This window comes from Megasphaera paucivorans, assembly GCF_900103535.1.
Taxonomy (GTDB): Bacteria; Bacillota; Negativicutes; order Veillonellales; family Megasphaeraceae; genus Megasphaera_A; species Megasphaera_A paucivorans.
Genome location: NZ_FNHQ01000007.1, coordinates 67,190 through 80,725, shown reverse-complemented (window position 1 = coordinate 80,725; position 13,536 = coordinate 67,190). Strand labels below are relative to the sequence as shown.

The window sequence follows — 13,536 nt, the reverse complement described above, 5'->3', positions numbered from 1 at the left end:
AAAAACTCCTTATCAATACGTTTCATCTACAGCACAAATACAAATACCCTTCTTATCTGCTAAAGATATCACCGCCTGCTGTTCCACAAAAAGCGTATGTCCAGCTTCAATAGCCAGTACTGTACAATTGCTTTCAATCATATTCTGCAAGGTATCCATACCAATGGCCGGAACATCAAAACGAACATCTTGATTTGGTTTTGCCACCTTGACAACAACAGCATTTCCTCTTCCCAGCGTACCGCCCCTGCGAATACAGGAATCTGTCCCTTCAATCGCTTCAACGGCCATGACTGCTTTATTCTTTACAACGACAGTTTGACCAATATCCAATCCACCAACAGCCTTTGCTGCTGCAAAGCCAAAACGAATATCATCATTTTCTTTTTCTGTAGGTGTCCGCTGTGTCAGCACTCCTACAGAAGGCATCAGGGGTTTTAGGTATATAGTTTGATCAACTACCTCCAATCCATCCTTTGCCAGTTCTTCTACAATAGCCAGCATAATCGTATCATCTTTACGATTGCGCAATCGTGCCAACAGCTTAATTGCCCGCAAGTCCGGAAATTTAAGACCTTTAAAAAGGATTTCCTTAGTTACCTTGCCAATCATGGTGATTTTAGTAACTCCTTCTTTCTTCATGGTACGGATTACTTTATCCAATTTAGCCACATTAATAGTATAGTACACGTCTGCTTCCGATGCTAATTCCGGTGCTGGTTCATCCACAACAGCAATAACAATCACTTTATGTCCTGTCTGTTTAGCAGCACGCACAAATTCTACAGGCAAATTGCCAACACCCGCAAGCAATCCTACTTTTTCCATATATACCACCCTTGTGAAATCTAGTAATGTATCTCATCTATTATATCAAAAAAATATATACTCTGTCAGCAAAAGGAAAGTCTTTTTCTACAAAAACTCCGACAAACAAAAAAAGGGTGGCAAGACACTGCTCACCTGCCCTTTCTATAATTCATTACGCTTTTGTGCCGCGACAAATACCTCGTTCTGCATTGCGAAGAAAGCGAAGAAAATGTTCTACTTCTTCAGAGCTGTCCAATTCCTGTTCCATTTCAGCAATTGCTTGTCCTAAATTCAAACCAGAGCGGTATAAAATACGAAATGCTTTTTTCAGTTCGCTGCGAATATTCTCTGGTATTCCGGCTCTGGATAATCCAACACTATTCAACCCTACACAACGTGCTGGCTGTCCATCAGCAATAACAAAAGGCGGAATATCCTGCACGACCTTTGCCAACCCGCCGATCATGCTGTTGCGTCCTACTTTGACAAATTGATGTACTCCGGCAATTCCGCCGATTACAACACGATCTTCAATCGTCACATGTCCGGCAAGCCCCGCGCAATTACTCATAATAACATAATTGCCGACATCACAATTATGGGCAATATGCGTACAAGCTTGAAACAAGCAATGGGAACCAATACTTGTCACATCTTCTTCACCTGTCGCCCTGCTTACTGTCACAAATTCCCGAAAAACAGAATAATCACCAATCGTTACATAGCTTTTTTCGCCATTAAATTTCAAATCCTGTGGTTCGGAACCAATAGACGCACTGGGGAAAAACCGACAATATTTTCCTATTGTAGTCCATCCGTCAATGACAACATGTGCCATAACTTCCGTTCCTTCTCCAATCTCCACATTAGGGCCGATAACGGCGTAAGGCCCTATTTTAACACCTGGCCCAATTTTCGCATGTGGATCTATAATAGCCGTTGGATGTATCATGCTTTTCTGCATGTCTCCTTTTTCCTCGGTCATTAAAGTCACTCCTCGCTATCCTTTCAAAATTTCCCAATCTGAAAGGAGCTTAAAAATTTTTAATAATTTAACAATATATAATATACTCTTTTTCATGAGGGCAGAATATAACTGCTAAAAACAAATGTTTTAGCAGTGTTATATTAGTCTATCTTATTTTTTCGTTATTTTTCTTCTTTTTTATACTAATTACTTGCATTATAACTTATTTTCTTTTTTTATCTTCCTGCGGCATGAGTGCAAACAGATATTCACCTTCTGCACACAATATATCACCTACATGGGATTGTGCTTTGACTTTACCCATACGTCCTTTAATTTTTTCAATATCCGCACGCATAACAACGGTATCTCCCGGACGGACAGGATGGCGAAACCGCAGCTTATCGATTCCTGTAAAGAATGGAACGAGCCCACGATTTTCTTCCGGATAGAGAAGTGCTACTCCGCCTACTTGTGCCATTGCTTCTGCCAGCAATACTCCCGGCATAACCGGCTGCCCCGGAAAATGACCTTGGAAAAACTGTTCGTTAAACGTTGCATTCTTAATACCTACGGCATATTTCATCGGTTCTAATTCGATAATACGATCCACAAGCAGCATCGGATAGCGATGCGGCAAAATTTCCATAATATCGGTTACATTCAAAATCATAATAATTCCTCCCTAATCAACTTCTTTAAAAATCTCATTAGCTAAGCGATTATTTAATTTATGGCTGGATTTAACAGCAATAATATGTCCCTTGATCGGTTTTCCAATCAACGCCATATCTCCCACGATATCCAACACTTTATGACGGACTAGCTCGTCATCAAAACGCAATTTTGACAAGCAGGTATGCTCATCATAAACAACAACATTTTCAATCGTCCCGCCTTTGCCTAACCCTAATTTTTTTAACATTTCAAACTCTTGTGTAAAAGCAATCGTTCGAGCGGGGGCAACATCTTGTATATATTGCTGCTTATCCGCAATTTCGGTGTCCATAAATTGAACCCCTAATAAAGGGTGGGGATTAATAGAGGTAAAGGTAATACGAAAACCATCATAGGGAATGATAGCTATAAACTTATCCTGATCTTGAACAATATGCTGTTTTTTAACAGCAAGAACGCAACGAGGCGCATCTAATGATACTGTGCCAACCTGTTCTATTAAATGAACAAAAGTCAGACTGCTGCCATCGGCAACCGGTGGTTCCACCGAATTCATTTCCACGATACAATTATCTATCTGCAATCCTTGCAAAGCAGACAACAAATGTTCAACAGTAAAAACCTTCGCTTCACCGTCTTCAAGTGTTGTTGCCCTCATTGTATTGGTTACATTGGATAGATGTGCCGGTACCGAGGGATTCCCCGGTAAATCTGTACGGACAAAAATAATTCCCGTATCAGCCGGCGCTGGGCGCAGTACCATGTGGACTTCATTTGCAGCATGCAAGCCGATTCCATTATACGAAATCGAATCAGCTAATGTAGTTTGAGCCACATTTAACATTAATTACGCCACTCCTTTCCTTCATATTTATAAATTAACTTTTATCTATATGATTTTATTATACATTATTAATGCGGTAATTGACAAATATAACTTCAAATTGCGGTATCGGATTCCTTTATTGTTTTGATAATTTCTGCTATAATATATTCCATGAGAAGACCTTCGGTTGTGATATATTTTGCTGGCTAGGCAATATATCTATTATCTAGGTCTTTTCTTTTTTTTGCAATATCTTACCGAGAATTATTTTACACTAAGTTCAAATTGCCTGTTAACTACGCTGAATACTCATTATTTATAAAAAATCTGTTATCCGCAAAACGAAATGATTAATTCACTACTTTCCCATATTTAAAATATACGGTATTCTCAGTTCTCTGCCTAAATGAATTTCTATTGCCGCCGTATCGGCATATACAATAACACAAATGACACTACTGCAAAAATACAGTAGTGTCATTTAACTTCATTTCTGCTAATTATTTGACCAGTTCATACACAGAGGCAATAATCCCATTCCACTGACTAATATGTTTCTTTTCATTATCGATCACGTTATACCCTGCAGTACACTGTCTCGCAACAGAAGCCGGAGCCGTCCCATTATACGTCTGCCGCTGCGACACGCAAGTTTCAATATCAAGATAGTGATGTATGTCTTCAGAAAATAAAGCAGACATCTCCTGCAATTCCTGCAATGTCAATTGCTGCAGTACTTTTCCCTGCTGCAAGCAATACTGTACCGCTTTACCAACGACAGCGTGGGCCTCTCTGAAGGGCAATCCTTTTTTAGCCAGATAATCCGCCATATCCGTTGCATTGGAAAAATCGTTTTCCAAAACCTCCCGCATATGCCGATCATTCACTTTCATACCACCAATCATCGCTGTATAAATCGCAAGAGCAAATTTCAACGTATCAATAACATCGAACAACCCTTCCTTATCCTCTTGCATGTCTTTATCATACGCCATGGGAATTCCTTTCATCATCGTAAGAATTCCCATCAAATGTCCATAAACACGCCCTGTTTTTCCGCGAACGAGTTCACAAATATCCGGATTTTTTTTCTGCGGCATAATAGAAGAACCCGTACAATGTGCATCATCCAATTCAATAAATTTGAATTCCGAAGAAGACCAAAGAATAAATTCTTCTGATAAACGACTTAGGTGCATCATCAAATTAGCTGCAAATTCAAGAAATGATATAATATAATCTCTATCGCTTACAGCATCCATGCTGTTATCATATAATGTTGAGAAGTTAAGCAATTCTGCTACATAAGGCTGATCAAGAGGATACGTTGTCCCTGCTAAAGCACCTGCTCCCAGTGGCATGATATCCGTTATATCCCAAACATAAGATAGGTGTTTGAAATCACGGGAAAACATAGAAAAATAGGCCATCAGATGGTGACTAAAAAGAACTGGTTGTGCACGCTGCATATGCGTATATCCCGGCATAATGGTATCGCTATATTTTTCTGCAGCTTTGACAATCGCTTCTTGCAAATTTGCAAGAAGCACCGCCACCGAGGCAATTTCCTTACGAACGTACATATGCGTATCCAACGCCACCTGATCATTACGGCTGCGTCCAGTATGAAGTCTTCCGCCGGCTTCACCGATAGCATCTGTTAAACGTTTTTCTACATTCATATGGATATCTTCTAATTCAATAGAAAACTCAAATTCGCCTTTTTCTATCTGTTCATATATATTTTTCAGGCCTGCAACAATCTGCTCTTTATCAAAATCAGATATAATACCCTGTTTTGCAAGCATTGTTGCATGCGCAATACTGCCACAGATATCTTCTGCATACATACGGCAATCAAATTGAATCGAAGAATTAAATTCTTCTACGTTTCTATCAGTAGCTTTTGTAAAACGACCGCCCCATAATTTCATTGTGTTCGCTCCTTATTTTTCTGCTTTTTCCACATGCTGTTTCATCATGGCACGCATTTTGAGCGGTAAGCCAAATAGATTGATAAATCCTTCTGCATCTTTCTGATTATATACTTCATCTTCACCAAACGTTACAAATTCTTCACTATATAAAGAATACGGCGATTGAGAACCGGCACTTATAATATTTCCTTTATACAATTTCAAATTCACTGTCCCTGTAACTGTTTTTTGTGTTTCATCAACAAAGGCAGCCAATGCTTCACGCAAAGGAGAAAACCACATGCCATCATATACAAGTTCAGCATATTTATTAGCAACAAGTTCTTTATAATGCAGCGTAGCTCTATCAAGGCAAAGATATTCCAATTCTCTATGAGCATACATAATAATTGCTCCGCCTGGATTTTCATAAATGCCACGGCTCTTCATTCCAACCAGTCGATTTTCAACGAGATCGACAATTCCAATACCATTTTCAGCACCAATCTTATTCAACGTTTCCATCAGTGCCACAGTTTCCATCTTTTGTCCATTCAGCGCAACCGGAATTCCTTGTTCAAAAGTAAGTTCAATTTTAACCGGCATATCCGGAGCTTTTTCTGGCGGAGTTGTCACCATATATACCATATCTTTGGGTGCATTTGCAGGATTTTCCAAGTCGGCACCTTCATGACTCAAATGCCAAATATTCCAATCCATGCTGTACGGATATGGTTCTCCTTCGGTTTTATGAGCAATAGGCACATTGTGTGCTGCCGCAAATTCCAATGCATCTTCACGCGATTTAATAGACCACATGCGCCACGGTGCAATCAATTTAATTTCGGGAGCCAGTGCTTTTACAGTCAATTCAAACCGGACCTGGTCGTTCCCTTTTCCTGTAGCGCCGTGTGCAATTGCATCGGCATTTTCTTTTTTAGCTATTTCAACAAGTTTTTTAGAAATAAGAGGACGTGCAAAAGATGTTCCCAGAAGATATTTTCCTTCATATACACAGCCTGCTTTTACAACAGGCCAAACATAATCTTCCAAAAATTCCTTTTTAACATCCATAACATATACCTTAGATGCTCCGGATTTATATGCTTTTTCTTCAATAGCTTTAAAATCATCCGGCTGTCCCAAGTCAGCACAAGCGGCAATTACTTCACAGCCTTTATAGTTTTCCTTTAACCAAGGAATAATGACAGATGTATCCAACCCACCAGAATAAGCTAAGACTATCTTTTTAATATCATTCATTGCTAATTCCTCCTCAACATACTCATAATTAATTTTATATTTGTAATTTAGTATACACGTTGATGAAATATTATGCAAGTATTTTGTATAAAACAATTTTTATTTCTATCTTATATATTCCTGCTGGAAAGCCTTTGTTTTCATACATAACGAAATATGATACAATAAATCATGATAGGAGGTTTTATGAAAAAGAAATATATTTTTATATTTTTAATTGCTTTCTTCGCCTGTGCCGGTTGGAATATGTTATATGACGCACCGAAAGTCAGTACACACATGCCTGCCGTTTCTTCACATATACAAAAAAGCACTGTACCGGAACCCATAAGTACGCTGCAGGAAAACCTGTACTCGTATATGCATTTTCGTGCCGCTTTAGATGATAAAATTAAAAAGATTCCTGTATACACCTCTCTTGCAATAATACCAAAATCACTGCAGCAGGCAGTCATTGCAACGGAAGATCGCCGTTTTTATGAACACGGTCCCATCGATCCAATCGGCATTATCCGCGCTATGCTGGTCAATTTTACTTCTGGGGAAACCGTAGAAGGCGGCAGTACAATTAGTCAGCAAGTTGTAAAAAATAATTTTCTAACACCCGCACGAACATTGACCCGAAAATCTCAAGAATTGATTTTATCAATTCTCCTTGAAAAAAACTACACAAAAGACGAAATTTTGGAATTATATTTAAATACCGCTTATTTTGGCTCCAACTCTTATGGCATCAATGAAGCCTGCCTGCGATATTTTGGCATCAAACCAGACAAATTATCTTTAGGTCAAGCAACAATGTTAGCCGGGTTATTGCAAGCTCCCACGTACTATAATCCATTAGAAAATTACAACGCGGCAAAAGAACGACAAAAAACCGTACTGGCGCTGATGTCTGACCAAGGATTCATTACCCCTGCGGAAGCAACTGCAGCCTACCGGGAAAATCTACATCTGAAAAAAAATAAATGAGGGCAGGACATCCACATATAGATGTCTTATCCTCATTTTTATTAATAAAAAAACAGTATTACTGTTCTTCCGGTTTATTTGTTAAATAGTATGAAATACGACTCAATCCAATGGATAGGTCTTCACGAAATACAAAAATATGATCTGGCACGTTAAGCCGCAGCGGTGCAAACGATAATATACCTTTGATGCCTGCATTTACCATTTGGTCAGCAACTTGCTGGGCGACGGAAGCTGGCGTAGTAATAATTCCAATTTGAATGCCTTCTTTACGAATTACTTTATCCATCTCAGAAATAGGTGTAACAATGACTCCCCCTACATTCTGTCCAATAATACGATGATCTACATCAAACAAGCCGGTCGTACGGAATCCTAAACGGCCAAATGTTTTATAATTGGCTAACGCCCATCCTAAATGCCCAATTCCTGCAATACCCACTTTCCAATGCTGCTGTAACCCAATAATTTCAACAATCTGCTGACATAATTCACCAACATAATATCCTACACCTTTTTTACCAAAAGCTCCAAAACAGGTCAAATCTTTGCGAATTTGTTCCGGCGTAATACCAAGGCGTTCTCCTAATTTTTCTGAAGATATAATGTCAATTCCAGCATCCTGCAGTAATAGTAAATCCCTATAATATAAGGGTAGTCTTTCTATAACTGCATCAGATATCACTTTCTTCTGTTTCATGGAAAACTCCTTTCCATATCTATCCTGTAGACAATGTCAAAAAAATATTATATTGTTCAACCATTCACAATTAATATTATTATATATCATTGTGAATTCTTTATCAAACTTTTTTTCATTTTTTTTGCATTTCTATATAAGTATTGGAAAATAATCCGCATAAAAACCATAAAGTTAGTGATATTTGAGTACTAAACAAGTCGTAATCACTGATTCCACTGACAGCAAGCGCTGCAATCACGGATGCGGTCCCCATGGCGATACAGCAATCAAAGGTATTACAATTTTCTTTTAAGACGCGCAATCCATACCAAGCCGTCCCAAAAAAGAACCACATATAAAAGAAAAATCCAACAACACCCGTTTCTGCCATAATATTAAAATACATGTTATGTGCATGATAAATCGTGATACCTGCTTCTTGAATCAATTCGTTATACAACGGATAGACATATTTATAGGCTCCCCAGCCAACACCTAAAATAGGATGATCACAAATCATGTAAAAAGTACTTTCCCACATATCAAGACGCATAATAACCGAGGTATCTTCACTATTAGAAAAAATCGACAAAAGACGATTGACCACTCCTCCATGATAAAAGGCCAACACCAAAGGAACGATAAGAAACAACAGCCAAATTCTTTTGTCCCATACCAGGCCAAAGAAAAAGACCAAAGCAAATACACTGACCCAGCCGCCGCGGGAGTAAGTCAAAATAAGACAAAGCGTAAATAAAACAAACAAAGCACCATATATAATACGATGCACATTGTGTCGCGTCCACACTGTCAAGGAAGCCGCAATTCCCATAACCATAAGCAGGTATGCCGATAAAAGATTGGGGTTATATAAGGTTGAATACATACGCCGCTGCAGCAAGGGAAAAGCATCCGTATCCACCCACTCTGCATTATGAAGACCCAGCATAGTAGTATATTGATATAATCCATAGACAGCTACACATACCGCTCCTGCCAAAAAGCAATATAATAAAATACGGCGTTCTTTTTCTCCTCGAATAAAAGAGACAACCATATTATATAATAAAAAATATTGCACAACTGTAAAAAAATAAAAAGCAATACCATATAAAGATTTAGGTGAGCCTGCCAACGATAGGAACGCAGTCACCGAAAAGGCTGCCGCCGGCCAAAATAATGGCATATACCGCCAAATATGCACATCATATTTCCACGTATAATACGCCGACATAAAGACAGCTGCAATGAAACAAGCTTCCAGTGCAAAAATGTTAAGCGGTAAAAAAAAGGCAGTCCCAAAAAGAGCATATACGATACGCATCCGTAATGCTTCGCTGGGACTGCCCGCTATAAAAGTCTTAGGATTCATAGCAATCCTCCTTTAACTTTATTATAGCGTAAAAATGATTACATTGTCCATGTGTTTTTATATCCGGCAAAGGCCGTATCGAGTACGCAGATATCGGCGAACGGCCCCTTGAATGTATAGTGATCCGATAATACACACTACTTGATTATCCTTTACGGAAGAAAACACGTTAGTCAATCCATCTTCAATAGATTCTGACCAATCTGCCCTGCAAGGAAGAATGGCAGCAACTTCTCTTGGATCGGCAGTGCGCGGAGTGGGAGCCGGAGCACAAATAACATAATCATCCCGATGAAATAGTTTTTGTACCATCTGCGTATAATCTTTATCTGCTAAAACGGAAAACAAAAATACTCGTTTGCGATTTGCAAAAACTTCTTCATACGTTTTGCAGAAAGTATCAATACCAGCCGGGTTATGTGCACCATCAATAACAATATCGATCTCACCCGCTTTAAGAATTTGGAAACGCCCAGGCCATCGAACGTTTGCTATGCCTCGCTGTAAAGCAGTACACGTCAGGCGTTTGTCATGGCGCGCGATAAGAAGCAATGTCATAATAGAAGCTGCACTATTCATCCGTTGATGCTGCCCCATTAGGGGAATAGCGGCAGTAATGGAATATCCGTATCTTTCCCGAACCGTAACGACTTGTTCTCCCCATTTCTTTTCTTTGCTGACCTCCTGAACAACGTCAAAACTATAACCAGCAGCATATACCCGACTATGTTTTTCATATGCTGTTTTTGCAATAATCGATAATGCCGGTTGCTGCGCAGTTGTTACAACAGGTACTCCCTCTTTAATTATTCCGGCTTTCTGTACCGCAATTTCCTCAATAGTATTCCCGCAATATTTCATGTGATCCATAGATACATTGGTAATGACAGAAACAACCGGGACAATCACGTTTGTAGAGTCGAGCAGACCGCCAAGACCTACTTCAATAACAGCATATTCTACTTTTTCTTTAGCAAAATACCAAAAAGCAGAAGCTGTAATCATTTCAAATTCTGTTGGCCGCTCTAACCCTTCAGCCGCCATACATTCCACAACGTGCGATACTTTTTCTACCGCTTCGGCAAAGGCTTCTCTACTGATATCATTGTCATCAAGATGTATACGTTCCGTATATTCTTCCAAATGGGGAGACGTATACCGCCCCGTATGAATTCCTGCTTCTGTTAACACACTGGCAATCATTGCCGTAACGGAACCTTTCCCATTGGTTCCCGTTACATGGATGGTTTTATAGGTGTTTTGAGGATTTCCCAGTCGTTCCAGCAATTTACGGATACGTTCCAGCCCAAGTTGTACCCCAAACACGCTGGCATGCTCTAAATAATATACTGCTTCATTGTATGTCATAGTGATATGCCTCGATCTTACAACGCATCTAAGTCTTCCATGCGCTTAGCCAACGCTGCCGCTTTTTCAGAATAGTCCGTCAGTTTAGCCTTTTCCTTTTCAATAACTGCCGCAGGAGCTTTTGATAAAAAGCCTTGATTAGATAATTTCTTTTCCAACCGGTCAATATCCTTTGCTATCTTATCTTGTTCCTTGCGAACACGTGCCGTTTCTTTTTCAACATCAATCAGGTCTTTCAACTGAAGATACACTTCAATACCCGGAACTACAGAGACAACTGCATTTTCCGGTTTAGCATCCATCGGATCAAGCAAAGTAACCTTATCGGCAAACGCCAATGTATGGAAATACGCCTCATATTCTTTCAATGTAGCCGCCATCGCTTTATCTGCAGGAATCATAATGATCGGTGCTTTTTTACCCATGGGGACATTGGATTCGGCACGCATATTGCGAATACCTTTAATTGCCTCCATAAGTGTATTCATTGTCGCTGCATCAGAAGCAAAATTCCATTTTTCCTGCATATGCGGCCACGGAGCTACAATGATGCTGTCTCCTTCGTGGGGTATATGCTGCCATAAGTGTTCTGTCACAAACGGCATGAATGGATGGAGTAATTCCAGCGTATGTGCAAGAACATAGACCAAAACATATTGTACGGTACGCTTGCTCTGTTCATCATCCGACTTATACAAACGCTGTTTAGCTAATTCAATATACCAATCACAATAAGAATTCCAGATGAAATTATATACAGCATCAGCCGCATCACCTAATTCAAACGTATCTAAATTAGTCGTTACGCGCCGAACCGTATCATTGAAAGAAGTAAGTATCCAGCGATCTGCCAATGTCAAGTCTGCCGTTGCAGGAATAAAATCGACATCATAATCTTTTAGATTCATAATAACAAATTTTGTCGCATTCCAAATTTTATTGGCAAAATTACGGTTTGCTTCTACTTTTTCCATATAAAAACGCATATCGTTGCCCGGAGTGTTTCCCGTAACAAGAGTAAATCGCAGTGCATCGGCCCCATATTCTTCACAAACACCTAATGGATCAATCCCATTTCCCAAAGATTTACTCATCTTACGACCTTGACTGTCACGGACAAGACCATGTATAAACACATGCTTAAACGGAATATCCTTCATAAATTCACATGTCATAAACATCATACGTGCAACCCAGAAGAAAATAATGTCATATCCTGTCACCAGTACACTTGTCGGAAAAAACTGTTTTAAATCGGCCGTCTGATTTGGCCATCCCATAGTTGAGAAAGGCCACAGTGCTGAGCTGAACCAAGTATCCAACACATCTGGATCTTGATGAATATGTGTACTATGGCAATGCGGACATTCTGTAATATCCGTACGACTGACCGAAGTTTTGCCACAATCATCACAGTACCATGCCGGAATTTGATGCCCCCACCAAAGCTGCCGGGAAACACACCAATCATGAACGTCTTCCAGCCAGTGATTATAGGTCTTAGCAAAGCGGTCTGGTACAAATTCGGTCTTACCTTCTTTTACCGCTGTAAGAGCCGCTTCTGTAAGAGGTCCCATTTTAACAAACCATTGTTTAGTGGAAAACGGTTCAATTATCGTCTTGCATCTGGAACAATGTCCTACTGCATGCGTTAACTCTTCGATATGATCCAGCAGACCCAAAGATTGTAAATCAGCTACTACTGCATTTCGGCATTCTTCACGAGTCATGCCATTGTATTTATCTCCTGCCAGTTCATTCATTGTGCCGTCTAAATTCATAATCATAATAGATTCCAAATGATGGCGCTGTCCCATATCAAAATCATTCGGATCATGTGCCGGTGTAATTTTAACAGCACCGGTCCCAAATTCAAGATCAACATAATCGTCAGCAATAATATCTACTTCACGGTTTACCAGCGGAACAATAACTTTTTTCCCTATATATTTTTTAAAACGCGGATCATTCGGATTTACGGCAACCGCTGTATCCCCCATAATCGTTTCAGGCCGAGTCGTCGCGATCATGACATATTCTGTCTCTCCAACAATGGGATATTTTACATACCATAAATGTCCCTGGACATCCGAGTGATCCACTTCAATATCACTTAAGGCTGTTTGGCAATGCGGACACCAGTTTGTAATACGCTGTCCTTGATAAATCAATCCCTTTTCATAAAGAGACACAAAAACCTCCCGAACCGCCTTAGCACACGTATCATCCATCGTAAACCGTTTACGGCTCCAGTCACAGGAAGATCCCAATCGGCGCACTTGTTTTTCAATGCGGTTCCCATATTGCTCTTTCCATTGCCAAACCCGTTTTAAAAATTCTTCACGTCCAATATCATACCGTGTTTTTCCTTCTTCAGCTAATTGCTGCTCTACTTTGACTTGGGTTGCAATTCCAGCATGATCCGTCCCAGGCAGCCACATCACATTAAATCCTTCCATACGCTTAAAGCGGATAAGTATATCTTGAAGCGTATTATCTAATGCATGTCCCATATGAAGTTGTCCTGTCACATTAGGCGGCGGCATTACAATACTAAACGGTGGTTTACCTGCCTCCGGCTCTTGGTGAAAAAAACCATTATTTTCCCAATACGCATACCACTTCATTTCAATATCATTAGGTGCATAAGAACCCAGTTCTTCTTTATTCCATTGCATATTC

Annotated in this window: 11 protein-coding genes; 1 reads left to right on the top strand and 10 read right to left on the bottom strand. The window is 39.7% G+C overall.

Annotated features, from left to right (window positions below; genetic code table 11):
• Window positions 1-12: 12 nt before the first annotated feature.
• From BLR11_RS04685 to BLR11_RS04660, 6 genes are all read right to left on the bottom strand, one after another.
• Window positions 13-828 carry an LpxI family protein gene (locus BLR11_RS04685; RefSeq protein WP_091648703.1) on the bottom strand — a complete coding sequence of 272 codons (816 nt, stop codon included), beginning with the start codon at window positions 826-828 and terminating at the stop codon, window positions 13-15.
• A gap of 154 nt (window positions 829-982) precedes the next feature.
• On the bottom strand, window positions 983-1,795 hold the full coding sequence (gene lpxA, locus BLR11_RS04680) for an acyl-ACP--UDP-N-acetylglucosamine O-acyltransferase (protein WP_091648700.1): 813 nt from the start codon (window positions 1,793-1,795) through the stop codon (window positions 983-985).
• A 205-nt stretch (window positions 1,796-2,000) separates the two neighbouring features.
• Complete coding sequence (gene fabZ / locus BLR11_RS04675; RefSeq protein WP_091648697.1) at window positions 2,001-2,450, bottom strand: 3-hydroxyacyl-ACP dehydratase FabZ; 450 nt, start codon at window positions 2,448-2,450, stop codon at window positions 2,001-2,003.
• A gap of 12 nt (window positions 2,451-2,462) precedes the next feature.
• The gene (gene lpxC / locus BLR11_RS04670; protein ID WP_091648693.1) at window positions 2,463-3,299 is read right to left on the bottom strand and encodes a UDP-3-O-acyl-N-acetylglucosamine deacetylase; all 837 of its coding nucleotides are present in this window, start codon (window positions 3,297-3,299) and stop codon (window positions 2,463-2,465) included.
• Window positions 3,300-3,781: 482 nt separating this feature from the next.
• The gene (gene argH, locus BLR11_RS04665) at window positions 3,782-5,215 is read right to left on the bottom strand and encodes an argininosuccinate lyase (protein ID WP_091648690.1); all 1,434 of its coding nucleotides are present in this window, start codon (window positions 5,213-5,215) and stop codon (window positions 3,782-3,784) included.
• A 12-nt stretch (window positions 5,216-5,227) separates the two neighbouring features.
• Entirely contained in the window at window positions 5,228-6,460 is a 1,233-nt protein-coding gene (locus BLR11_RS04660) for an argininosuccinate synthase (RefSeq protein ID WP_091648687.1), read from the bottom strand.
• A gap of 186 nt (window positions 6,461-6,646) precedes the next feature.
• Here BLR11_RS04660 and BLR11_RS04655 point away from each other — a divergent pair, with 186 nt between their 5' ends.
• Window positions 6,647-7,432, top strand: a complete 786-nt coding sequence (locus BLR11_RS04655) for a transglycosylase domain-containing protein (protein WP_091648684.1) — start codon at window positions 6,647-6,649, stop codon at window positions 7,430-7,432.
• Window positions 7,433-7,490: 58 nt separating this feature from the next.
• Here the strand turns inward: BLR11_RS04655 and BLR11_RS04650 are convergent, their stop codons facing one another.
• From BLR11_RS04650 to BLR11_RS04635, 4 genes are all read right to left on the bottom strand, one after another.
• Window positions 7,491-8,132 (bottom strand): redox-sensing transcriptional repressor Rex, encoded by a 642-nt coding sequence (locus BLR11_RS04650; protein ID WP_091648681.1) that lies wholly within the window; start codon window positions 8,130-8,132, stop codon window positions 7,491-7,493.
• Between the two features lie 115 nt (window positions 8,133-8,247).
• Window positions 8,248-9,486, bottom strand: coding sequence for an O-antigen ligase family protein (locus BLR11_RS04645; RefSeq protein ID WP_091648677.1), 1,239 nt, complete (start codon window positions 9,484-9,486; stop codon window positions 8,248-8,250).
• 57 nt (window positions 9,487-9,543) lie between these two features.
• Window positions 9,544-10,854: a bifunctional folylpolyglutamate synthase/dihydrofolate synthase gene (locus BLR11_RS04640; protein ID WP_091648675.1), complete on the bottom strand. Its 1,311-nt coding sequence runs from the start codon at window positions 10,852-10,854 to the stop codon at window positions 9,544-9,546.
• A gap of 17 nt (window positions 10,855-10,871) precedes the next feature.
• Entirely contained in the window at window positions 10,872-13,532 is a 2,661-nt protein-coding gene (locus BLR11_RS04635) for a valine--tRNA ligase (RefSeq protein WP_091648672.1), read from the bottom strand.
• Window positions 13,533-13,536: the final 4 nt, after the last annotated feature.

Excerpts from the sequence above, each read along its gene's own strand:
- BLR11_RS04635 (WP_091648672.1), bottom strand. The coding sequence starts at position 13,532 with ATGCAATGGAATAAAGAAGAACTGGGTTCTTATGCACCTAATGATATT.
- lpxC (WP_091648693.1), bottom strand. The coding sequence starts at position 3,299 with ATGTTAAATGTGGCTCAAACTACATTAGCTGATTCGATTTCGTATAAT.
- BLR11_RS04685 (WP_091648703.1), bottom strand. The coding sequence starts at position 828 with ATGGAAAAAGTAGGATTGCTTGCGGGTGTTGGCAATTTGCCTGTAGAA.
- BLR11_RS04655 (WP_091648684.1), top strand. The coding sequence starts at position 6,647 with ATGAAAAAGAAATATATTTTTATATTTTTAATTGCTTTCTTCGCCTGT.
- argH (WP_091648690.1), bottom strand. The coding sequence starts at position 5,215 with ATGAAATTATGGGGCGGTCGTTTTACAAAAGCTACTGATAGAAACGTA.
- BLR11_RS04645 (WP_091648677.1), bottom strand. The coding sequence starts at position 9,486 with ATGAATCCTAAGACTTTTATAGCGGGCAGTCCCAGCGAAGCATTACGG.
- BLR11_RS04660 (WP_091648687.1), bottom strand. The coding sequence starts at position 6,460 with ATGAATGATATTAAAAAGATAGTCTTAGCTTATTCTGGTGGGTTGGAT.
- BLR11_RS04640 (WP_091648675.1), bottom strand. The coding sequence starts at position 10,854 with ATGACATACAATGAAGCAGTATATTATTTAGAGCATGCCAGCGTGTTT.
- lpxA (WP_091648700.1), bottom strand. The coding sequence starts at position 1,795 with ATGACCGAGGAAAAAGGAGACATGCAGAAAAGCATGATACATCCAACG.
- fabZ (WP_091648697.1), bottom strand. The coding sequence starts at position 2,450 with ATGATTTTGAATGTAACCGATATTATGGAAATTTTGCCGCATCGCTAT.
- BLR11_RS04650 (WP_091648681.1), bottom strand. The coding sequence starts at position 8,132 with ATGAAACAGAAGAAAGTGATATCTGATGCAGTTATAGAAAGACTACCC.